This is a genomic window from Variovorax boronicumulans (assembly GCF_019352895.1).
Taxonomy (GTDB): Bacteria; Pseudomonadota; Gammaproteobacteria; order Burkholderiales; family Burkholderiaceae_C; genus Variovorax; species Variovorax boronicumulans_A.
Window position 1 is genome coordinate 344940 of sequence record NZ_JAAAFX010000014.1, and the last position, 20949, is coordinate 365888.

The following is a 20949-nucleotide window of genomic DNA, read 5'->3' on the forward strand; positions in this document are numbered from 1 at the left end:
TCAGTGCTCTCTAGGGCTTTTCCATTTGCCGGCGAATTGCGTCATGAACGCATTCCAGGGCGATCGCGCGGGGGGCGGGGTCGCGACGTCACCGTATTCGCGGTGCAGCGCATTCACCATGCCGAGCACGGCCTGCACGTAAGGGTCGTTGCGCGCCACGCGCGCGAGCATCTCGCCGCGGCTCGATGCGGCCAGCAAGGCCGTGCGCCGCATGGGCAGCACGTGCGCCAGCGGCAGCCGCAGCCGTGCTGCGATATCGCGCGCCGACAGCCCCACGCCAGGGTCGATCTTGTTGATCACCAGCGAGAGCCGCTGCAGCTCGATGCCACGGGCCTGCAGGTCGCGCAACAGGTTGGCGGTGGAGACGATGGCACCGATGCTCTGGTCGCACACCACCCAGGTCTTGTCGGCTTCCTGCACGGTCTGCGCAATGAAGTCGATGGTGGAGAAGCCGCCCAGGTCGGCGATCTGGAAGTCGAAGTGCTCGCTGAGCCGCTTGATCAGTGCCACCGAATCGGCATGCGAGATCTCGCGCACCTGGGCCAGGCTCGAAGGCAGGGGCAGCACGGCCATACCACCCGTGTGGTGTGCCAGCGCAGTCTGCAGCAGGGTCTGGTCGAGACGGCGCAGGTTGTGCACGCCGTCGACGAAGCTGAAGCTGCTCTGGGTGTCGAGGTAGAGCAGCCCGTCGCGCGCGGGAAGGCCCAGGTCGAGCAGCGCGACGCCGCGTCGGCCGTCCGAAGCACCCTCGGTCGGGGTTGGCGTGCGGTTCGCTGCAACCTGGTTGAACTGGTCCTGCAGCAGCAAGGCCAGGTGGGTGGACAGCGTGGTCACGCCGAGGCCGGCGCGTGCGCCGAGCAAGGCGATCGTGTGGCCCCGCTTCTGCTCACGGTGGACCGCGCGGCGATCGAGCAGGGCGCGCAGCGTGGGCAGCACGTCCTGGGCGGGTGCAGCCATGTCGATGAAGTCGTCGACGCCGGCACGCAGTGCCGCCAGCATGGTCGTGGGCTCGCTGGCGGAGCCTGTGCCCAGCACCGGCAAGGCCGGCCAGTCGCGCTTCAAGTGCTGGTGGATCTCGATGGCGGCGGCATGGTCCTGCGAAAAGTCGAGGAACACGGCGCGCGGGCTGATGGTGGCGATCTGTGCGTCCAGCGTCTCGATGCTGGGCGTGACCGGCACCACCGTGCCGCCACGCTGCAGCGCATGCAGCAGCCAGGTGATGTGCGTTCCGCTGTTCGAGGCGAACAGGTAGCTGTCCATGCCGATGTCGGGAGCGCGAAGGGGGGCGTTCATGAGGAGCCTGGGGCAGTGTCCGACGGGGGCTCAGCGAGAGAAGCCTGGCAGTGCCGAGCGCGAGGCGGGGTCGAGGAACATCGTGCGCCAGACGGGGCCGTTGCGTTGCTCCGAACTGCCAGGCAGTTGTTCCGACAGGTCGGTGCCGCGCGCGATCGGCTTGACCAGGCGTGGCGTGACCATGATCACGAGTTCCTTCTCGTTCGTCTGGTATCTACTCTGGCGGAAGATGGTGCCGAGCACCGGAATGTCTCCGAGCCATGGCACCTTATCGACGTTGGACGACGTGGTGCGACTGACCAGTCCGCCGATGATGAAGCTCTCGCCGTCACCCAGTTCGACCGTGGTGTCGGCGCGGCGGGTGGAAATCGCTGGCACCGGAACGCCGTTCAGATTGACTTGGTTGGCATAGTCGAGGTCGCTGACTTCGGGCGCAACCTTGAGCACGATGCGGTCGTCCGACAGCACGGTCGGTGTGACTGTCAGGCCGATGCCGTAGGGTTTGTATTCGATCGTTGTCGAGCCCAGTCCTTGCGGCACCGCGATCGGGAGTTCGCCGCCCGAGAGGAAGCTTGCGCTTTGTCCCGAAGTGGTGACCAGCGTGGGTTCGGCCAGCACGCGCGCCAGGCCGTTGCCTTCGAGCAGGCTCAGGGTCAGCGTCATGCCGCGACCCTTGTTCGCATTGCCGAAGCCCAGCGCCAGATTGAATGCATCTGCCAGCACGCTGGCTGGCGTGTTGCTGAAGCTGAAGCCGTGGCTGTTGGCGCCGTAGGAGGAGAGGTTGATGCCTACCTCCTTCAGCATGCTCTTATTGAACTCCACCACCTTGACGTCGACCTGGACGGAATGGCTTCGCACGTTGATGCTCGATCGATCAACCAGCGGCGCTTTGTCGGCATGCGAGGTGGTCAGCGTGTCGCGAGCCCGCTGGTGCGCGGCAACCGTGTCGACCGTGCCCTCGAGCACGGCAGTGCGGCGCTGCACTTCGATGGCGTAGGTAGTGGCAGCATTGCTGCCTTTTTCCCAGACCATCAGCGTGGTGCGGCCCGCTGTTTTGCCGGTGATGATCAGCCGTGCGGCGACGTTGCCTGCGGCCTTGCGCGTCACGAGCACCGTCGCAACGGCCTCGTCGGCGAGGGCGATACGCTCCACGCCCTTGTCGATCAGCAATTCTTGCTGGGTGCCGGCAACCAAAGCGAGAGTCGTGGGTATGTCTGCGGCAAACAACTCAGGCGCTGCCGTGACCATGCCGAGGCTCAATGCGAGCAGTGCAGGATGAAAAAGACGACGGCGTGTCGCGCGTGGCGGCTGGTCGGGCATATTTTTTCCGTCTCGGATGAGGGCGGCCGGGGGCTGGTGGGAAGAGGCCATCAGTAGCTCAACGTTTCGCGCTTGTCGCCGCGGATAAATTCGACTTCGGTGCTAGTGCTGCGAGCCGGTCGCGCGGTGGGCGCCGTTCGAGCGACGTTCGGTGTCGTGCCACGCACGGAGATTGCGTTACGGGCCATCGCCGAGGCGCCACCGGTCACGAGGTCGGCTGTGGTGAGTCCGGCCTGCGCTCGATCGATGTTCTCCAGCGGTCCGCGTGCCGGTGCGCCGGCCTTGAGCGCTTGTGGCTGAAGGGCAGTAGGCAGTTCGGCGAACAGCGCCGGATCGGGTTCGCTCAGGTCGGTCGGGTGGCGCAACGCCAGCAGCAAGCGGCCGGTGGCTTCCCCCAATGCAAGCCGGTTGACGTCGGCCACGGGCACGGCGAGCACGACCGTGCGTGCGGCCTCGATGCGCTGCTGCGACTGAGCGGCCTTGCCTTCCGTAGCTTGCGAGGGCGAGCCGTCCACCGATGCACTGCCATAGGCCAGCACACGCATCCGCGAAAGCAGCAACCGCGCCTGCGAACGGTCGACGTCCTTGCCGTCGGACTTGAGCGTGAAAAACACGTCGACGAAGTCGCCGGGCCGGATCCGGTTGCCCACGCCCATCATTTCGTCGGCCTTAACGGCCAGGGCGCGTTCGCCTGCGACCACATGCAGTGCGAGGCCCGTCACCAACTGGTTCGCCAGCACCGGTGTGCCTTCGCCCATGTCGGTCACCGGGATGCCTCCGACAGCCTTTTCCACCTCCTGGAAGGCCCCAGAGGGGTTGATCGGCAAACGCTCCACGCGTAACGATTCGGCCGTCATGGGTTCGCCTGCCGGAACGGCGCGGGCCGTCACCACAACCGGGAACAGCGCCTTCTGTTCCTTTTCCGCAGTGGCAGCAGCTGTGACGGCGGGAGGTGGCGGGGGCGGTTGGCGGCTCAACACCCAGGCATAGATGCCCAGCGCGAGCGCCACGAGCACCAGCAGCGCGGCGATGATTTTGGTGAGGTGGATCATGGAGCGGAGAGAAGAGGGTCAATCTGAGCGGCTGTGTACGAGCCGCGAGCGCCGTTCGTTGTCAAAGCTTGGGGCTGCCCGAGACCAGCCAGCCTATGGATGCAATCGCTAGATAAGCCGCGAACGGGATGTGTCGTTGTCGTTTCTGTGGCCCTGCTTCGTCATTGCTGGCAACCGGCGTACCGGACAAAGCGATGGCTATTGCGGGGAAGTAGGGCCAGCGTCGCAACGCCAACCAGACCACGGCGTGAACGCCCGCTAAGAGGCTGGCTCCGATCCAGATCGGCAGCAGCGCCTGCAGTCCGACCCACAGGCCCAGCGCGCCGGCGAACTTCACATCACCTGCGCCCATGAGTCCAGTGGCATAGAAGATCAGCAGAAAGCCGAAGCCCACAGCCGCCCCTGCGATGGCGCTCAGCCAGTCAATGCCGAATGGTTGCGCATTCATGAGAAGGGTGATGCAAGCGAATGCCGCGCCGAACAGAACAAGCCAGTTCGGGACACGACGTCGGCGGAGGTCATGGCCCGCAACCAAAAAAATCCACAACGACCAAATTAGGATCATGGAGTGGTGGGGGTGGTCGGGGTGGTAGGCGGCGTGATTGCAGTTGTAATTGTGCCGCTGACTTTGGCGAAAAGCTTTCCCAAATCTCCGCCCAGTGCGGTGAGCGTTCCTACCAGCGCAACTGCAACGAGACCAGCAATCAGTCCGTACTCAATTGCCGTTGCACCCTCTTCATCACGCAGAAACTTCATAATTGCGTTGGACATGGTTTTTCCTTCAGTAAATGGAAGATGTATTCGAAAAAATTACCGCGATCCACGGTGACTTGATCGTAATTGAATGTAAGAGGGCAGTTCAATTAGGCTGGAAGTTCACATTCGGTAACAAACGTCAAATTCGTCACCTTTTGTGATGTTTCCTGACAATGATGCAACGGGCGTGCCGAGGCGCCCTTCGCCGTGAAACGGCAACGGAAAATAAAAAAGCCGTTGAAAATCAACGGCTTGCGTAAAGGTTGGAAGGTCGCGCAACTGGAGGTGCGTTGCGCGTTACGGTGTTGTTACGGTGACACCTTCGGAACACGCAACACCCGAATGAGACGACTGCAGGGTTATTCGGCACATTGCAGTTCGCGAGCCCGAATCGAATGAATACCAAAGGATTACGATCCTGAGACCTCTTCCTGCAGGATCCGCCATTCCGTGCCTTGGCGAATCCAGTATTGCCGGCGCTGGCGGCCCGTCCGCTGGCCTGCAGCCACCTCGCCGAATGAACTGACCATGGTGTTATCTTCACCATTCCAGCGCAAATAAGAGACATCCTTGAGCAGCAGGTGCTGGCCATTTGCCGCGCGGATGTCTTCTGTAATTCCCTGGGCGGAATCAATGGTCTTCTTGTTGCCGATGCGCCGGAAATCCGGGGCATGGAATTTCTGCAGGCGGGCGGCATCGCCGGCTGCGCGCGCATCGAGCCACTGGGCCAGGGTCTTGTCGAAGGCCTGCTTGTCGCCCTGCAGCTGGGCCGGTGCGGTCCACTGCAGGTTCTGCGCGACCACCACCGGCGTGGCGCCGATCTGGGCGCGCCGGATCAGCTCCTGCAGGTCGTTGTTCGCAAGCACCACGCAGCCGTCGGTCGACAGCGGCGCGCGGGCGTACTGCGAGCGCGGCGTACCGTGCAGCCAGATGCCACTGCCGGTGCGGCCGCGGCGCACGTCGTAGGGGTTGGGATAGTTGATGGGCAGCGCGCCAATGCCGTAGAACTCGCGCAAAGTCTTCGGGTCGAGGTTGCTGGTGACGTGGTAGATGCCCAGCGGCGTGCGTGCATCGCCTTCGGCCTGCTTGCCGATGCCGGACTTGCCGACCGAGATGTAGTAGTCGGCCTTGAGTTGCAGGCCTTGCGGGCCGTTCTCCAGCAGGTACAGCCGCGAGCGCGAGGTGTCGACCGCGATGGCGTGGCGGATGCTGGGCGCGAGTTCGACGAAGGCCGAGGGCACGGTGCCCGGCGGTGGCCGCTCGCGCAACGCCTGCAGGCGGCGGCGTGATTCGTCCGCGAGTTCGCTCAGGGCCTGCGGATCGGCATCGGGCCGCGCTTGAGATGGTCGACGTGCAGGCGGCAGCCGGGCTGCGAGCAGGTCGCCGTAGACCAGCTGCGCCAACTGGAAGTTGGGCTGGTCTGCCACCAGCTTCTGTGCGGCGGCCAATGCTTCGCGGCTCTGGCCGCGGCCGAAGAGGCGGTAGACCTCGATCAACCTGGCTTCGGCGCCGGCGGCCGGTCGCATGGGCAGGGCGGCGGGGGCCGGGCGGGCGGGGCGTTCGGCGCGTGCCGTCGGTTTGGCGGCGGGCGCCGGTGGCGTCTTGCCGCGCTTGGCCTGTGCTTTGGTCTGTGGCGGTGCCTTGGCCTCGGCTTGCACCTTGGCCTTGGCGCGGTGCGGTGGCTGCGATGGCGCGGGAGGCGGTGCGGCCAGGGCTGGCAGCGCAGTGGCCATCGCCAGCAGCAAGGCGATGCGAAGCAGATGACGCGGGCCTTGCGGCCCCGCGCAGCTCATCGCCGGTCCTGCGGGCGGCCGGCCACTTCCTGCAGCAGCGTTCACCGGCCGGCGGTTTCCTTGCGGATGCGCCATTGCTTGTCGCGCAGCACCAGCTCGAGGGTCTTGCGGCTGTTCACGTTGAGCGAATCGGCACGGTAGGCCTGGCGGAACTTGGCCGTGGCGGTGTTGCCTTCGACCTCGATCTCGAGGTTGCGCACGTCGACGCTGATCGCGGTCTTGCCCACGATGCGCGCGCGGCGTTCTTCTTCCCAGGCCTTGCGGGTCTGGCCGCCGGGCGGCGCGAAGCTGCTGTCGTACGCGGAGAGGTAGTCGTCCATGTCCTGCGCGGCCCAGGCCGAGGCCCAGCGATGCACCGCGGCGCCGACGGCGGCATTGGCTGTCGACGTGGCGGCCGGGACGGCAGGTGCCGCGGGTGCAGCGGCCGGCTTGGGCGCCGCGGCCGGCGGAGCGACCGGTGCGGCGGGAGCCGGCGGTGCAGCAGGCGGCGGTGCCACGGGTGCTGGCGCGGCAGCGGGTGCGGCGGCCTTGACCGGGGCGGGCGCGGGGCTGGCTGCAGCGACCACGGTCGCGGGCGGCTTCGCTGGCACGGCGGGCTTGGCGGATGCCGTCGCCGCGGCGGCCGCACCCGGTGCCGCGAACAGCGTGCGGATCACTGCCAGCTTGGTCGGCACGACGCTGTTGCCCTGGTCGAGCTGCATCGCCTTGCTGTAGGCCTCGGTGGCGCGCCGGGCATAGAGGTCGCCCAGGTTTTCCTGCGCCGTGGCATAGCTCGGGTTGGTGCGGATCGCGCTTTCCAGCGTGGACTGCGCCTTGTCGAACTGCCCCTGCGCGGCGTAGAGCACGGCCAGGTTGTTGTAGGGCTCGGGCAGCTCGGGTGCATCCTGCGTGAGCTGCGTGAAGATGGCGATGGCTTCCGGGCGCTTGCCGGCATCGATCTGGATCACGCCCTTGAGGAAGCGCATCTGCGGGTCGCGTGGATTGCTGGCCAGATAGCGATCGGCCTTGGCCGTCGCTTCGTCGAGCTTGCCGGCCTGGGTCAGCCGATCGACCTCGTCGTGCTCGGCTGCGGCGTGGGCGGCCGACATGCCGCCGAGCGCGAGCATGGCCGCCAGCAGCGCGGTGGCCGCGGCCGACCCGGCACGGGGACGGAAGGAGGGTTGCGATGCCGCATGGCGGGCTGCTGCATTTCCAAACACGTTCTTCATACCTGATCGATCTGGTGGATTCACGGATGCGAGCGGTTCCGGTGGGGCCGGCGCAGGAAGTCCCGGGCCCTGGCCACCGGAGCAGAGCTCCCCTTCAGAAGCAGAAAGCCCGCAGGGCATGGACCGCTGCGGGCATTCACTTTTTTCATGGTCGGGGCGAAAGGATTCGAACCTTCGACCCTCTGGTCCCAAACCAGATGCGCTACCAGGCTGCGCTACGCCCCGACAAGCCTGCGATTCTAGCCCGCCCTGATGGCGTTTCCGGACAGGCATGCCTTAAATACTTTTCAGTCAGCGTTTGGCGTACTGGTCCTTGCCGAAAAGAACGGCGCGCTCCTTGTCGCCCGTGAGCGGCTTGCGTCGCTCGGCCAGCACCTTCACGCCGCGCTGGACCGCGGGCCGTGCGGCGATGGCGTCGAACCACGCTTTGAGGTGCGGGAAGTCGCTCAGCACGATGCCCTGGTTCTCCCAGCTGCGCAGCCACGGGAAGATCGCGATGTCGGCGATCGAATAGTCCGGGCCTGCGATGAAGGCGCTCTGCGACAGGCGCTTGTCGATCACGCCGTAGATGCGCCGGGCCTCGTTGGTGTAGCGCTCGATCGCATAGGGCAGCTTCTCCGGTGCGTAGAGCCGGAAGTGATGGGCCTGGCCCAGCATCGGGCCGACGCCGCCCATCTGGAACATCAGCCACTGCAGCACGTCGAAGCGGCCGCGGTCGGAGGCGGGCATCAACTTGCCGGTCTTGCCGGCCAGGTACACCAGGATGGCGCCCGACTCGAACAGCGAGATCGGCTGGCCGTCCGGGCCTTGCGGATCGACGATGGCGGGGATCTTGTTGTTGGGGCTGATCTTCAGGAAGTCCGGCGCGAACTGGTCGCCCTTGCCGATGTCGATGGGGTGCGCCACATAGGGAAGGCCGCACTCCTCCAGCATGATGTGGACCTTGTGGCCATTGGGCGTGGGCCATGTGTAGACGTCGATCGGGGCTTGGGACATGTCGGTCGTTCCGGGCGAAGAGAAGAGGAGGGCGCCAGCATAAATGCGCCCCGGATTTCCTGCAGTGCGACGGGCTCAGGCCCTGGACTCGCTGGCCGCGAGGTGCTGATGGATCTGCGCGACCACGGCCGCCCCTTCGCCGATGGCGCCACCGACGCGCTTGACCGAGCCGGAGCGCACGTCGCCCACTGCGAACACGCCCGGCACGCTCGACTCGAGCGGCGCGGCTGGCCGCGCGGGGAAGCCGCCGCTGGCCGCCGGCCCGGTCAGCACGAAGCCGCTGCGGTCGACCGCCACCTGGCAGCCGGCCAGCCAGCCCGTCTCGGGTTCGGCCCCGACGAACAGGAAGATGTTGCGCGCCGGGCAGTCGTGCTCCGCACCCGAGCGCCGATGGCGCCAGGTCGCGCCTTCGAGCCCCGTGGCCGGATCGCCGTGCAGGCTCACCAGCTCGGTGTAGGGGTGCAGTTCGATGTTCGGCGTGGCCTCGATGCGGTCGATCAGGTAGCGCGACATGCTGGCCGCCAGCGACGGGCCGCGCACCAGCACGTTGACCTTGGCCGCCTGCTGCGACAGGAACACCGCCGCCTGCCCGGCCGAGTTCCCGCCGCCCACCAGCGCGACCTCCTGTTGCGCGCAGGTGCGTGCCTCGAGCGCCGAGGCCCAGTACCAGATGCCCCGGCCTTCGAACTCGGCCAGCCGCGGCACCGCGGGCCGGCGGTAGCGCGCCCCGCTGGCGATCACCACCGTGCGCGCGCGCAGCCGGCGGCCGTCGGCCAGGTGCACCACCATCTCGCCCTCGGCCGATCGGCTGCAGTCGAGCGATGCGACCTCCGACGGGATCATCATCTCGACGCCGAACTTCTGCGCCTGCACATAGGCGCGCCCGGCCAGCGCGCCGCCCGAGATGCCGGTGGGGAAGCCCAGGTAGTTCTCGATGCGCGCGCTCGCGCCGGCCTGGCCGCCGTAGGAACGGCAGTCGAGCACGATCACGCGCAGCCCCTCGGAGGCGGCATACACCGCGGTGGCGAGCCCGGCCGGCCCGGCGCCGACCACGATCACGTCGAACAGGTCGTCGTGGATGGCGGTGTCGACCATGCCCAGGCAGCGCGCCAGCGCCACCTCGCTCGGGTTCATCATCACCGAGCCGTTGGGGCAGGCCACCAGCAGCGTGGCCTCGCCGTACTGGGCGAGCATCGCGGCGGCATCGGCGTCCTGGGTCGAATCGACCACCTGGAAAGGGTGGCCGTTGCGGCTCAGGAAGTTCTGCAGCCGCCGCACGTCGGCGGTGTCGGGCGGGCCGATCAGCACCGGGCCGCTGGCGCCGGATTCGATCAGCGCCACGCGGCGCAGGATCAGCGCGCGCACCAGCCGCTCGCCCAGGTCGGCCTCGGCCACGATCAGCGCGCGCAGCTGATCGGGCGGAATCAGCAGCGCCTCGACCGCGCGCTCGGCATGGCCGTCGACCAGCGAGGGGCGGCCCGACAGCTGGGCGATCTCGGCCATGAACTGGCCCGGCCCCTGCTGGCCGATGGGCACGACATGGCCCAGCCCGTCGCGCTGCGTGATGGCGACCGTGCCCGCCAGCAGCACGAACATGCCGAGGCCCGGCTCGCCGGCCCTGAACATGCACTCGCCCTGCGCATAGCTGCGCAGGCTGCCGAAACGCCGCATGCGCCGGATGTCGGCGTCGCTCAGCACCGGGAACATCTGGTGGCGCCGGGTTTCGACTTCGACCTTGATGCGTCCTTCGTCAGGCATGGGCGACTCCTGTGGGGTGGGGCAGGCGCCCATTAGACGCCGAAGAAGGGCGGCCGGCGACGTCATGCAATTGCCATGGCGACGACACGCCACTTTCATCCGGATTCTGGAGACTCGCGCTCAACACGAAGGGTCCCCCATGCAAGAACTGCCCAATCCGATGTTCGCGATTTCCCAGCTCGGTTCGCGCCCCGCCTTCTGGCGTGCGCCACCCTCGGCCCGTGTGCCGTCCGCGGTGCCGGTCGTGCCGGCGGCCACGCAGCCTGCGCCCGCACGGGCCGCCGGCCCGGGCATCACCGTGAGCTGGGCCCGCCACCAGGACGACGTGCGCGCCGCCCAGCGCCTGCGCTACGAGGTGTTCGCCGGCGAGATGGGCGCACGCCTGACCACGCCGCTCGAGAACCACGACATCGACCTGTTCGACGACTTCTGCGAGCACCTGCTGGTGCGCGACGAAGAGACCGAGCAGGTCATCGGCACCTACCGCGTGCTCACGCCGGCGCAGGCGCGCCGCATCGGCAGCACCTACAGCGACACCGAGTTCGACCTGACGCGGCTGCGCGACTTGCGCGAGCGCATGGTCGAGCTGGGCCGCAGCTGCGTGCACCGCGACCACCGCCAGGGCGGGGTCATCCTCGCGCTGTGGGGCGCGCTGGCCGCCTTCATGCATCGCAACAAGCTCGACACCATGATCGGCTGCGCGAGCATCCCGATGTGCCACGACGGCGCGCGCAACGGCGACGCCGCGGCCAGCATCTGGCGCCAGCTGTCGGCCACCCACATGGCGCCGATCCAGTACCAGGTGCAGCCGCGCCTGGCGCTGCCGGTCGACCGGCTCGACAGCGAACTGGTGGTGGAGCCGCCGGCGCTGATCAAGGGCTACCTGCGCCTGGGTGCCAAGGTGCTCGGCGCGCCGGCATGGGACCCGGACTTCAACACCGCCGACCTGCCGATGCTGATGCGCATCGACGACCTGCCGTCGCGCTACCGCAAGCATTTCCTGGGCAACTGATCGACGCTTCCGGGTGTCATGTGACAGCGTCACGAAAATGTCATGAAGGCGCTCGACACTGTGACGTCTCCGCTGACAGCGGTGTTCCCAGTCCTTGCGTCAGAATCCGTGATCATGTTGCCCAAACAGGCCTCCTCCCCGGCCGAAACGCCAGCCGCCATCGAAGTGGAATCGCCACGTCCCGCGCTGACCCTGCTCGACCGCGACCTCAGCATCCTGGCCTTCAATCAGCGTGTGCTCGACTGGGCGCAGCGCGCCGAGGTGCCGCTGATCGAGCGGCTGCGCTACCTGTGCATCGTCTCTTCCAACCTCGATGAATTCTTCGAGGTGCGCGCCGCGCCGCACCTGATCGCGGCCAGCCTCGGCGAGGCCAAGGGCAACGAGACGGTCGCGTCCTTCGAGCGGCTGGCCGAGATCGCGCACACGCTGGTCGACACGCAGTACGCGCTCTACAACAACGAGCTGATGCCGGCCTTCGCCCAGCACGGCGTGCACATCATTTCGCACGGCGAACGCAACCCGGCCCAGCGCAAGTGGGTGCACGACTACTTCGAGCGCGAAGTGCGGCCGCTGCTGATCCCGGTCGGGCTCGATCCCTCGCATCCCTTCCCGCAGGTGGCGAACAAGTCGCTCAATTTCATCGTGCGCCTGGGCGGCAAGGACGCCTTCGGCCGCGAGAACCCGATCGCCATCCTGAAAGTGCCGCGCGTGCTGCCGCGGCTGGTCCGCATGCCGGCCAAGGTGTCGGGCGGCAAGACGCTGTTCGTGGCGCTCTCGAGCATCGTGCGTGCGCACCTCTCCAGCATGTTCCCGGGCCGCGAGGTCGGCGACTTCTCGCAGTTCCGCGTCACGCGGCACTCGGACCTGGCGGTCGACGAAGAGGACGTGAAGAACCTGCGCACCGCGCTGCGCCAGGGCCTGGAGCATCGGCACTACGGCCAGGCGGTGCGGCTCGAGGTCTCGGCCAGTTGCGCGGAGTCGCTGGCCAGCTTCCTGCTCGCGCAGTTCAACCTGCCGCCGCAGTCGCTCTACCGGGTGCACGGGCCGGTCAACCTGGCGCGGCTCACGCAACTGATCGACCTGCTCGACGAGCCGCAGTTCAAGGAACTGCGCTTCGCACCCTACAAGGCCTCCTACCCGATCACGCTGTCGCCGGGCCAGTCCTTCTTCGACCGCCTGCAGCGCGGCGATGTGCTGATCCACCAGCCCTTCGAGAGCTTCGACGGCGTGCTGGCCTTCCTGCGCGAGGCCGTGCTCGACCCGCAGGTGCTGGCCATCAAGCAGACCATCTACCGCACCGGCGCCGATTCGGTGCTGATGGACCTGCTGCGCGAGGGCGTCCGGCGCGGCAAGGAAGTGACCGTGGTGGTCGAGCTCAAGGCGCGCTTCGACGAAGAGGCCAACATCAACTGGGCCGAGATGCTCGAGTCGATCGGCGCCCAGGTGGTGTATGGCGTGGTCGGGCTCAAGACCCACGCCAAGATGCTGCTGGTCACGCGGCGCGAAGGCAAGCGGCTGCAGCGCTACGGCCACCTCTCGACCGGCAACTACAACCCGCGCACCGCCGCGCTCTACACCGACATCAGCCACCTCACGGCCGACCCGCTGCTGACGGCCGACATGGAAGCGGTGTTCGTGCACCTGGCCAGCCAGAGCCGCTTGCCCAAGCTGAACCGGGTGTCGCTCGCGCCCTTCGACCTGCACCGCAACCTGGTGGCGCAGATCGACGCGCTGGGTGTGGCCTCCGAGCAGGGCGAGACCACGCGCATCGTCGCCAAGATGAATGCGCTGACCGACGAGGCCCTGGTCCATGCGCTGGTGCGGGCCGGGCAGAAGGGCGTGAAGATCGACCTGATCGTGCGCGGCGCCTGCACGCTGCCGGCCCAGGTGCCGGGGCTGACCGACAACATCCGCGTGCGCTCGGTGATCGGGCGCTTCCTCGAGCACTCCCGGGTCTTCTATTTCCGCAGCGGCCAGGACGAGTCGCTGTATCTGTCGAGCGCCGACTGGATGAACCGCAACATGATGCGGCGCATCGAGCTGTCATGGCCGGTGACCGACCCGGGCCTGCGCCAGCGCCTGATCGACGAATGTCTGGTGGCCTATCTGCACGACGGCAAGGATGCCTGGGACCTGGGCGCCGACGGGGTGTATCACCGCGTGCAGGGCGACACGCATCCCGGCGAGGAAGGCGCGTCGACCCGCATCGAGGCGCATGGTGCGCAGGCCGCGCTGATGGGACGCTACGCATCGCGCGGCCTGGGCCGCGTGCGCAACTGAAGGAGAACGCTCGAAATGGACTTGATCTTCTGGCGCCATGCCGAAGCCGAGGACTGGACCGAAGGCTGCGACGACATGCAGCGCGCACTGACCTCGCGCGGTGAAAAACAGGCCAAGCGCATGGCCGGCTGGCTCGACCGTCAGCTGCCCGACGGCACCCGCATCGTGAGCAGTCCCGCACGGCGCTGCGAGCAGACCGTGATGGCGCTGGATCGCAAGTACAAGCTGCGCGACGACCTCGCGCCCGATGCGGGGCCCGAGGCGCTGCTGGCCGCGGCCGGCTGGCCCAACGGCAAGTCGGTGGTGCTGGTGGTCGGGCACCAGCCCGGGCTGGGCCAGGCGATCGCGCAACTGCTGGGCATGGCGCACGACAGCTGCCCGGTGCGCAAGGGCGCGGTCTGGTGGATCCGCACGCGCGAACGCGATGGCGATGTCCAGACCGTGGTGGTGACGGTGCAGGCACCCGAGCTGATGTAGCGGTGCGGGGCGCGCGGCGCGTCAGCTGCCGAGCACGACCTTCCAGCCGGTCTTCTGCCAGGCCAGCACCTCTTCGCGCAGCAGGTGGGCCGACTGCGGGAAGGCCTCGGCCCAGTCGCCGCGGTAGTTCACGCTGAAGGTGCGCGCATCGCTGCGCGCGAGCCGAAGCGCCTGCGGCTCCGGGTCGCGTCGTGCATGGCACAGGATCACCGCGACACGCAGCGCCAGCAGTTGCGCCGCGAAGGTTTCGTCTTCCAGCGCCGTCTCGATCTTGCGCAGCTTGCCGCGGTGGCCCAGCACCAGCTGGCTCAGCTGGTGCAATTCGTTGGAGGCGAAACCCGGCGCGTCGACGTTGTCGAGGATGTAGGCGCCGTGCTTGTGGCAATCGCTGTGCGAGATCAGCGCGCCGATCTCGTGCAGCTGCGCCGCCCAGCCCAGCTTGCGCAGCGCGCGGCCGGAGCGGCTGGTGCCGCTGGCGCGCGCGGCCGGATCGAGCTGAACGTACAGCGAGGAGGCCGTCTCGCCCACGCGCCGCGCCTGCCCCGCATCGGCGGCAAAACGGGTGGCGAGCCGGGCCACGGTGGCGGCGCGCAGGTCGGCCACGCTGTCGTCGCGCTCCAGCAGTTCGTAGAGCACGCCATGGCGCAGCGCACCCTGGGCGATCTTCATCTCGCGGATGTCGAGCAGGTCGAACACGGCGCGCAGCACGCTCACGCCGCCGCCGATCACGGCCTTGCGGTCTTCGCGCATGCCGTCCATGCGCAGCTTCTCGATGCTGCCGGCCTTGAGCAGGCGATCGACCAGCCAGTCGAGCCCCTCGCGCGTCACCACGCCGGCTTCGGCGCCCGAGGCCGCCAGCACGTCGCCCACCGCGCCGATGGTGCCGGACGCGCCGTAGGCCACATCCCAGTGGCCGGCGCCATAGCTCGAGAGCGCATCGTCGAGCACGGCCTTGGCCGCGACCTCGGCCGCGCGGAAGGCGGGCGCGGTGAACTGGCCCTGCGGGAAGTGCTTGAGCGACCAGGCCACGCTGCCCACGCGGTAGGACTCCATCACCTGCGCCTCGAGCGCGCGGCCGATGATCATTTCGGTCGATCGGCCACCGATGTCGACCACCAGCCGGCGCTCGCGGTCGGACACGTCGTTGTGCGGCAGCATGTGCGCCACGCCCTGGTAGATCAGGCGCGCTTCCTCGCGCCCGGGAATCACGTCGATGCCGAAGCCCAGCTCGGTGCGTGCGCGCAGCAGGAATTCGTCGCGGTTGCGCGCTTCGCGCAGCGTCTGCGTGGCGACGACACGCACCTGCGAGCGCTTGAAGCCGGCCAGCCGTTCGCCGAAACGTGCCAGGGCCTCCCAGCCGCGCTGCATGGCTTCGGCGGTGAGGTTGCGCGCGCTGTCGAGTCCGGCGCCCTGGCGCACGACCTCCTTGAGGTACTCGATGCGGTGGATCTGTCCGTGGTCGACGCGACCGATTTCGAGGCGAAAGCTGTTGGAGCCGAGATCGACCGCAGCGAGGAGGGTGCCGTTTTGCATGGAGGAATAGGAGGCGGTCGCTGGGAAATGGCGGGCTACCGATGGTAGCCGGGGCCGGGGTGCGGGAGCATGACGATTCTGTGACAGCGTCACATGGACACAGGGTGCCGGAGGCCTTTTTCATTGGGAGAGGGGGTGTCACATCGATGTCACACAAGCTTTTTAAAGTTCGCGGCAACCCCCAACCGGGGATTGCTGAACTTCACTAAGGAAGCCTCATGAAGACGACGATCAAATTCGCAGCAGCCAGCCTCGTGGCTGCCGCTTTCGCCCACGCTCCCGCCTTTGCGCAAGACGTGACCGGTGCCGGCGCCAGCTTCCCCGCCCCCCTGTACTCCAAGTGGGCTTCGGACTTCAACAAGGCCACCGGCGTCAAGGTGAACTACCAGTCGGTCGGTTCGGGCGCAGGCCTGAAGCAGATCGAAGCCAAGACCGTCGACTTCGGCGCCTCCGATGCGCCCCTGAAGGACGAAGAACTGCAGGCCAAGGGCCTGATGCAGTTCCCCACCGTCATCGGCGGCGTGATCCCGGTCGTGAACATCACCGGCATCAAGCCGGGCGAACTCAAGCTCAACGGCCAGGTCCTGGGCGACATCTACCTGGGCAAGATCACCAAGTGGAACGACCCCGCCATCAAGGCCCTGAACGGTTCGCTGGCCCTGCCGGACGCCACCATCGCCCCGGTGCGCCGCGCCGACGGTTCGGGCACCAGCTTCCTGTTCACCAACTACCTGAGCAAGGTCAACGCCGAGTGGAAGAGCAAGGTCGGTGAAGGCACGGCCGTCAACTGGCCCCTGGGCACGGGCGGCAAGGGCAACGAAGGCGTCGCCGCTTTTGTCAAGCAACTGCCGAACTCGATCGGCTACGTCGAATACGCCTACGTCAAGCAGAACAAGATGACGTACGCGCAGATGCAGAACGCCGCCGGCACCATCGTGTCGCCCGACGACACCGCCTTCAAGGCCGCCGCTGCCGGCGCCGACTGGAGCAAGACCTTCTACCAGGTGCTGACCAACCAGGCCGACAAGGGCGCATGGCCCATCACCGGCGCGACCTTCATCCTGATGCAGAAGGTGCAGGACAAGCCCGCCAACGCAGCCAGCGTGCTGAAGTTCTTCGACTGGGCCTACAAGAGCGGCGACAAGACGGCCGAAGACCTGGACTACGTGCCGATGCCCGACGTCGTGAAGACCTCGATCGCCAAGGCCTGGAACGACAGCATCAAGGACGCGTCGGGCAAGCCCGTCGCAGCCGCCAAGTAAGGCCCTCCGGCGCGTCGCATGAGCCACCATCCGCTCGACGACGCGCCGCCTTCCCAATTGCCGGAGCGACCCTTGTCATCCACCTTCCCCGCCAATGCCCAGACGCTCGACCTCGCGGCCGAGCGTGCTCGCGCTTCCGCCACTCCGCCGCCGGCCAAGCGTCCGCGCACCGGCGCCGCGACCGACCGACTGTTCGGCATGCTGGCCAAGGGCGCAGCGCTGCTGACGCTGGTCATGCTGATCGGCATCCTGCTGTCGCTGATCGTCGGCGCCTGGCCTGCGATCACCAAGTACGGCCTGGGCTTCCTGACCAGCTCCACCTGGGATCCGGTGCAGGACGAGTACGGCGGCCTGGTGATGATCTACGGCACCTTGGCCACCTCGTTCATCGCACTGGTGATCGCGGTGCCGGTGAGCTTCGGCATCGCGCTGTTCCTGACCGAGATGTCGCCGGCGTGGCTCAAGCGCCCGCTGGGCACCGCGATCGAACTGCTGGCCGCTGTGCCCTCGATCGTCTACGGCATGTGGGGCTTGCTGGTCTTCGGACCGATCCTCTCGGCCTACGTGCAGCAACCGCTGCAGAAGCTTTTTGACGGCGTGCCCTATCTCGGCGCGCTGGTGTCGGGCCCCCCGGTGGGCATCGGCATCCTGTCGGCCGGGATCATCCTGGCCATCATGATCATCCCGTTCATCGCCGCCGTGATGCGCGACGTGTTCGAAGTCACGCCGCCGCTGCTCAAGGAATCGGCCTACGGCCTGGGCTCCACCACCTGGGAGGTCGTCTCCAAGGTGGTGCTGCCGTACACCAAGGCCGGTGTGGTCGGCGGCATCATGCTCGGCCTGGGCCGGGCGCTGGGCGAGACGATGGCGGTCACCTTCGTGATCGGCAACGCCAACCAGCTCAAGTCGCTGTCGGTCTTCGAGGCCGCCAACAGCATCACCTCGGCACTGGCCAACGAGTTCGCCGAAGCCGGCGCGGGCCTGCACCAGGCCGCGCTGATGTACCTGGGCCTCGTGCTGTTCTTCATCACCTTCGTCGTGCTCGCGCTGTCGAAGCTGCTGCTGCAACGCATGAAGAAGAGCGAAGGAACCAAGTCATGACCACCGCAGAACGCCTGTTGAGCATCAAGAAGCTCGACGAAACCCGCGCCGCCAGGTTTGCCGGGCGCAAGCGGGTCAACCAGATCGCGCTGACGCTGTCGCTCGCCGCCATGGCCTTCGGCGTGTTCTGGCTGGTCTGGATCCTCTGGGAGACGCTGCGCCAGGGCATCGGCGGCCTGGCCCTCGCGACCTTCACCGAGATGACGCCGCCACCCAACGAAGTGGGCGGCATCGCCAACGCGATCTTCGGCTCGGTCGTGATGGTGGCCATCGCCACCTTCGTCGGCACGCCGATCGGCATCATGGCAGGCATCTACCTGGCCGAATACAACCCCAAGGGCTGGCTGTCGAACGTGACGCGCTTCGTCAACGACATCCTGCTGTCGGCGCCGTCGATCGTGATCGGCCTGTTCGTCTATGCGGTGGTGGTCGCCTACTTCAAGAGCTTCTCGGGCCTGGCCGGTGCACTGGCGCTGGCGCTGATCGTGATCCCGGTGGTAATCCGCACCACCGAGAACATGTTGCAGCTGGTGCCGCCGGGCCTGCGCGAGGCGGCCTATGCACTGGGCACGCCGAAGTGGAAGGTGATCCTGAGCATCACGCTGCGTGCGGCACGCTCGGGCGTGGTCACCGGCGTGCTGCTGGCCGTGGCGCGCATCGCCGGCGAGACGGCACCGCTGCTCTTCACCGCGCTCAACAACCAGTTCTGGACCTCGGACGTGACCAAGCCGATGGCCAGCCTGCCGGTGACGATCTTCAAGTTCGCGATGAGCCCTTACGAGAACTGGCAGCAGCTGGCCTGGGCCGGCGTGTTCCTGATCACCGTCGCCGTGCTCGCCCTCAACATCCTGGCGCGCGTCCTGACGCGCAACAAGCTCTGAAAGCCCCCATGTCCGCCATTCTTTCGCAACCCGTGCGTTCCAAGATCTCGGTCAAGGACCTGAACTTCTACTACGGCAAGTTCCACGCCCTCAAGGGCATCAATCTCGAAATCCCGGAGAACAAGGTCACGGCCTTCATCGGCCCGTCGGGCTGCGGCAAGTCGACGCTGCTGCGCACCTTCAACCGCATGTTCGAGCTGTACCCGGAACAGCGCGCCGAAGGCACGATCGCACTCGACGGCGAGAACCTGCTGACTTCCAAGCAGGACGTGGCGCTGATCCGTGCCAAGGTCGGCATGGTCTTCCAGAAGCCGACGCCGTTCCCGATGTCGATCTATGACAACATCGCCTTCGGCGTGAAGCTGTTCGAGAGCCTGAGCGCCAGCGACATGGACGACCGCGTCGAATGGGCCCTGAAGAAGGCCGCGCTCTGGACCGAAGTGCGCGACAAGTTGCAGCAAAGCGGCTCGGGCCTGTCGGGCGGCCAGCAGCAGCGCCTGTGCATCGCGCGTGGCATTGCCATCAAGCCAGAAGTGCTGCTGCTCGACGAGCCGTGCTCGGCACTCGACCCGATCTCGACCGCCAAGATCGAGGAACTGATCGCCGAGCTGAAGAGCGAATACACCGTGGTGATCGTGACCCACAACATGCAGCAGGCCGCCCGCTGCAGCGACTACACCGCCTACATGTACCTGGGCGACCTGATCGAATTCGGTGCCACGGAACAGATGTTCTTCAAGCCCCAGCGCAAAGAGACCGAGGACTACATCACCGGCCGTTTCGGCTAAGGAGAAAGCGATGACCGAGAAACACCTTTCCAGCCAGTTCGACAGCGAACTCAACGGCGTCTCGTCGCGCGTGATGGAGCTCGGCGGCATGGTCGAGTCGCAGATCCACCAGGCGGTCTATGCGCTCGCGCAGTTCGACCCCGAGGCGGCCGACCGCGTGATGGAGACCGAGCACCGCGTGAATGCGATGGAGATCGAGATCGACCGCGAGCTGTCGTCGATCATCGCGCGCCGCCAGCCGACCGCGCGCGACCTGCGCCTGCTGATCGCCATCTCCAAGACCACCGCCAACCTCGAGCGCGTGGGCGACGAGGCCAACAAGATCGCGCGCATGGTCAAGTCGATCATCGAGAGCGGCTCGGCACGCGCGCTGCCCTCGACCGACCTGCGCATCGCCGCCGACATGGCCTCGGGCCTGCTGCGCAAGGCGCTGGACGCGTTCGCCCGGCTCGACACCGCCGCGGCGCTGTCGATCCTCAAGGACGACGACCTGATCGACAAGGAATTCGACGGTTTCGTGCGCAAGCTGGTCACCTACATGATGGAAGACCCGCGCACCATCTCGGCCAGCCTCGACCTGCTGTTCCTGGCCAAGGCCATCGAGCGCATCGGCGACCATGCCAAGAACATCGCCGAGTTCATCATCTACATCGTCAAGGGTGCCGACGTGCGGCACACCTCGATGAACGACATCGAAGCAGCGCTTCAGTAAGACAATCTGCGAATGAAGAAACCCCGCGTCCTGATCGTCGAAGACGAGTCGTCGATTGCCGAGCTGATCGCCGTCAACCTGCGCCACAACGGCTTCGAGCCGATCTGGTCGGAGGATGGCGTGTCGGCACAGCGCGAAATCGACGCCTTCCTGCCCGACCTGATCCTGCTCGACTGGATGCTGCCCGGCCAGAGCGGCCTGCAGCTCGCGCGCCACTGGCGCAAGGACCCGCGCACCAAGGCGATCCCGATTCTGATGCTGACCGCGCGTGGCGACGAGCCCGACAAGGTGGCCGGCCTCGACGCAGGCGCCGACGACTACATCACCAAGCCTTTCTCCACGCAGGAGATGCTGGCGCGCATCCGCGCCGTGCTGCGCCGGCGTGCACCCGAGGCGGTGGCCGAACGCGTCGAGATCGGCGAGCTGGCGCTCGACACCGCGACCCACCGCGTGACCTGGCAGGGCGCGCCGCTGAAGGTCGGCCCGACCGAGTTCAAGCTGCTGGGCTACCTGATGCAGCATGCCGAGCGCGTGCACAGCCGTGCGCAGCTGCTCGACAAGGTCTGGGGCGACCACGTCTACATCGAGGAGCGCACGGTCGACGTGCACGTCAAGCGCCTGCGCGAATCGCTGGGCGCCGCCGCACCGATGGTCGAGACCGTGCGCGGTGCCGGCTACCGCCTGACCGCACAAGCCACGGTGTGAGGCGTCTCTCGCTTCGCGGCCG

19 protein-coding genes and 1 tRNA gene are annotated in these 20949 nt (G+C 67.0%); 9 read left to right on the forward strand and 11 right to left on the reverse strand.

Features of this window, described 5'->3' with window-relative positions; translation table 11 throughout:
- The 10 genes from K0H49_RS28000 to K0H49_RS28045 form a co-directional block, all read right to left on the reverse strand.
- Positions 1–1293 (reverse strand): AAA family ATPase, encoded by a 1293-nt coding sequence (locus K0H49_RS28000; protein ID WP_219219812.1) that lies wholly within the window; start codon positions 1291–1293, stop codon positions 1–3.
- A 30-nt stretch (positions 1294–1323) separates the two neighbouring features.
- Entirely contained in the window at positions 1324–2541 is a 1218-nt protein-coding gene (locus K0H49_RS28005; protein ID WP_445206040.1) for a type II and III secretion system protein family protein, read from the reverse strand.
- A 122-nt stretch (positions 2542–2663) separates the two neighbouring features.
- The gene (gene cpaB / locus K0H49_RS28010) at positions 2664–3665 is read right to left on the reverse strand and encodes a Flp pilus assembly protein CpaB (RefSeq protein WP_219219814.1); all 1002 of its coding nucleotides are present in this window, start codon (positions 3663–3665) and stop codon (positions 2664–2666) included.
- Positions 3666–3726: 61 nt separating this feature from the next.
- Entirely contained in the window at positions 3727–4230 is a 504-nt protein-coding gene (locus K0H49_RS28015; RefSeq protein ID WP_219219816.1) for an A24 family peptidase, read from the reverse strand.
- On the reverse strand, positions 4227–4436 hold the full coding sequence (locus K0H49_RS28020; protein WP_219219818.1) for a Flp family type IVb pilin: 210 nt from the start codon (positions 4434–4436) through the stop codon (positions 4227–4229). The genes K0H49_RS28015 and K0H49_RS28020 overlap by 4 nt, the downstream gene beginning before the upstream one ends.
- A 395-nt stretch (positions 4437–4831) precedes the next feature.
- Complete coding sequence (locus tag K0H49_RS28025; RefSeq protein WP_257625260.1) at positions 4832–6214, reverse strand: L,D-transpeptidase family protein; 1383 nt, start codon at positions 6212–6214, stop codon at positions 4832–4834.
- Between the two features lie 41 nt (positions 6215–6255).
- Positions 6256–7422 carry a YybH family protein gene (locus K0H49_RS28030; RefSeq protein WP_219219821.1) on the reverse strand — a complete coding sequence of 389 codons (1167 nt, stop codon included), beginning with the start codon at positions 7420–7422 and terminating at the stop codon, positions 6256–6258.
- A gap of 148 nt (positions 7423–7570) precedes the next feature.
- Positions 7571–7647: transfer RNA gene (locus tag K0H49_RS28035), tRNA-Pro, on the reverse strand.
- Between the two features lie 66 nt (positions 7648–7713).
- The gene (locus tag K0H49_RS28040; RefSeq protein ID WP_219219822.1) at positions 7714–8418 is read right to left on the reverse strand and encodes a glutathione binding-like protein; all 705 of its coding nucleotides are present in this window, start codon (positions 8416–8418) and stop codon (positions 7714–7716) included.
- Between the two features lie 75 nt (positions 8419–8493).
- Complete coding sequence (locus K0H49_RS28045; RefSeq protein ID WP_219219824.1) at positions 8494–10176, reverse strand: FAD-dependent oxidoreductase; 1683 nt, start codon at positions 10174–10176, stop codon at positions 8494–8496.
- A gap of 139 nt (positions 10177–10315) precedes the next feature.
- Between K0H49_RS28045 and K0H49_RS28050 the strand changes: the two genes are divergently transcribed.
- Genes K0H49_RS28050 through K0H49_RS28060 form a run of 3 tightly spaced genes read left to right on the forward strand, consistent with a single transcriptional unit; the run spans position 10316 to position 13945 of the window.
- Complete coding sequence (locus K0H49_RS28050) at positions 10316–11188, forward strand: GNAT family N-acetyltransferase (protein WP_219219826.1); 873 nt, start codon at positions 10316–10318, stop codon at positions 11186–11188.
- Between the two features lie 42 nt (positions 11189–11230).
- Complete coding sequence (ppk1, locus tag K0H49_RS28055) at positions 11231–13468, forward strand: polyphosphate kinase 1 (protein WP_219219828.1); 2238 nt, start codon at positions 11231–11233, stop codon at positions 13466–13468.
- Between the two features lie 15 nt (positions 13469–13483).
- Positions 13484–13945 (forward strand): SixA phosphatase family protein, encoded by a 462-nt coding sequence (locus tag K0H49_RS28060; protein WP_219219830.1) that lies wholly within the window; start codon positions 13484–13486, stop codon positions 13943–13945.
- A gap of 21 nt (positions 13946–13966) precedes the next feature.
- On the opposite strand, the gene K0H49_RS28065 is transcribed toward K0H49_RS28060, so the two are convergent.
- Positions 13967–15478 carry a Ppx/GppA phosphatase family protein gene (locus K0H49_RS28065; protein ID WP_219219832.1) on the reverse strand — a complete coding sequence of 504 codons (1512 nt, stop codon included), beginning with the start codon at positions 15476–15478 and terminating at the stop codon, positions 13967–13969.
- 218 nt (positions 15479–15696) lie between these two features.
- Between K0H49_RS28065 and pstS the strand changes: the two genes are divergently transcribed.
- From pstS to phoB, 6 genes are read left to right on the forward strand one after another with little or no spacing between them, the layout of a single operon-like run.
- Positions 15697–16740: a phosphate ABC transporter substrate-binding protein PstS gene (gene pstS, locus K0H49_RS28070; protein WP_219219834.1), complete on the forward strand. Its 1044-nt coding sequence runs from the start codon at positions 15697–15699 to the stop codon at positions 16738–16740.
- An 18-nt stretch (positions 16741–16758) separates the two neighbouring features.
- On the forward strand, positions 16759–17841 hold the full coding sequence (pstC, locus tag K0H49_RS28075; RefSeq protein WP_219219836.1) for a phosphate ABC transporter permease PstC: 1083 nt from the start codon (positions 16759–16761) through the stop codon (positions 17839–17841).
- Positions 17838–18722: a phosphate ABC transporter permease PstA gene (pstA, locus tag K0H49_RS28080; RefSeq protein WP_219219838.1), complete on the forward strand. Its 885-nt coding sequence runs from the start codon at positions 17838–17840 to the stop codon at positions 18720–18722. The genes pstC and pstA overlap by 4 nt, the downstream gene beginning before the upstream one ends.
- An 8-nt stretch (positions 18723–18730) precedes the next feature.
- Positions 18731–19510 carry a phosphate ABC transporter ATP-binding protein PstB gene (pstB, locus tag K0H49_RS28085; RefSeq protein WP_219219839.1) on the forward strand — a complete coding sequence of 260 codons (780 nt, stop codon included), beginning with the start codon at positions 18731–18733 and terminating at the stop codon, positions 19508–19510.
- 10 nt (positions 19511–19520) lie between these two features.
- On the forward strand, positions 19521–20222 hold the full coding sequence (gene phoU, locus K0H49_RS28090) for a phosphate signaling complex protein PhoU (protein WP_183023731.1): 702 nt from the start codon (positions 19521–19523) through the stop codon (positions 20220–20222).
- Positions 20223–20234: 12 nt separating this feature from the next.
- Positions 20235–20927: a phosphate regulon transcriptional regulator PhoB gene (phoB, locus tag K0H49_RS28095; protein ID WP_219219842.1), complete on the forward strand. Its 693-nt coding sequence runs from the start codon at positions 20235–20237 to the stop codon at positions 20925–20927.
- Positions 20928–20949 lie beyond the last annotated feature (22 nt).

Coding starts and splice junctions, on each gene's coding strand:
- pstC (WP_219219836.1), top strand. CDS start 16,759: ATGAGCCACCATCCGCTCGACGACGCGCCGCCTTCCCAATTGCCGGAG.
- K0H49_RS28005 (WP_445206040.1), bottom strand. CDS start 2,541: ATGGTCACGGCAGCGCCTGAGTTGTTTGCCGCAGACATACCCACGACT.
- pstB (WP_219219839.1), top strand. CDS start 18,731: ATGTCCGCCATTCTTTCGCAACCCGTGCGTTCCAAGATCTCGGTCAAG.
- K0H49_RS28065 (WP_219219832.1), bottom strand. CDS start 15,478: ATGCAAAACGGCACCCTCCTCGCTGCGGTCGATCTCGGCTCCAACAGC.
- K0H49_RS28020 (WP_219219818.1), bottom strand. CDS start 4,436: ATGTCCAACGCAATTATGAAGTTTCTGCGTGATGAAGAGGGTGCAACG.
- cpaB (WP_219219814.1), bottom strand. CDS start 3,665: ATGATCCACCTCACCAAAATCATCGCCGCGCTGCTGGTGCTCGTGGCG.
- phoB (WP_219219842.1), top strand. CDS start 20,235: ATGAAGAAACCCCGCGTCCTGATCGTCGAAGACGAGTCGTCGATTGCC.
- phoU (WP_183023731.1), top strand. CDS start 19,521: ATGACCGAGAAACACCTTTCCAGCCAGTTCGACAGCGAACTCAACGGC.
- K0H49_RS28040 (WP_219219822.1), bottom strand. CDS start 8,418: ATGTCCCAAGCCCCGATCGACGTCTACACATGGCCCACGCCCAATGGC.
- pstA (WP_219219838.1), top strand. CDS start 17,838: ATGACCACCGCAGAACGCCTGTTGAGCATCAAGAAGCTCGACGAAACC.
- K0H49_RS28050 (WP_219219826.1), top strand. CDS start 10,316: ATGCAAGAACTGCCCAATCCGATGTTCGCGATTTCCCAGCTCGGTTCG.
- ppk1 (WP_219219828.1), top strand. CDS start 11,231: ATGAAGGCGCTCGACACTGTGACGTCTCCGCTGACAGCGGTGTTCCCA.
- K0H49_RS28045 (WP_219219824.1), bottom strand. CDS start 10,176: ATGCCTGACGAAGGACGCATCAAGGTCGAAGTCGAAACCCGGCGCCAC.
- K0H49_RS28015 (WP_219219816.1), bottom strand. CDS start 4,230: ATGATCCTAATTTGGTCGTTGTGGATTTTTTTGGTTGCGGGCCATGAC.
- K0H49_RS28000 (WP_219219812.1), bottom strand. CDS start 1,293: ATGAACGCCCCCCTTCGCGCTCCCGACATCGGCATGGACAGCTACCTG.
- K0H49_RS28025 (WP_257625260.1), bottom strand. CDS start 6,214: ATGAGCTGCGCGGGGCCGCAAGGCCCGCGTCATCTGCTTCGCATCGCC.
- K0H49_RS28060 (WP_219219830.1), top strand. CDS start 13,484: ATGGACTTGATCTTCTGGCGCCATGCCGAAGCCGAGGACTGGACCGAA.
- K0H49_RS28030 (WP_219219821.1), bottom strand. CDS start 7,422: ATGAAGAACGTGTTTGGAAATGCAGCAGCCCGCCATGCGGCATCGCAA.
- pstS (WP_219219834.1), top strand. CDS start 15,697: ATGAAGACGACGATCAAATTCGCAGCAGCCAGCCTCGTGGCTGCCGCT.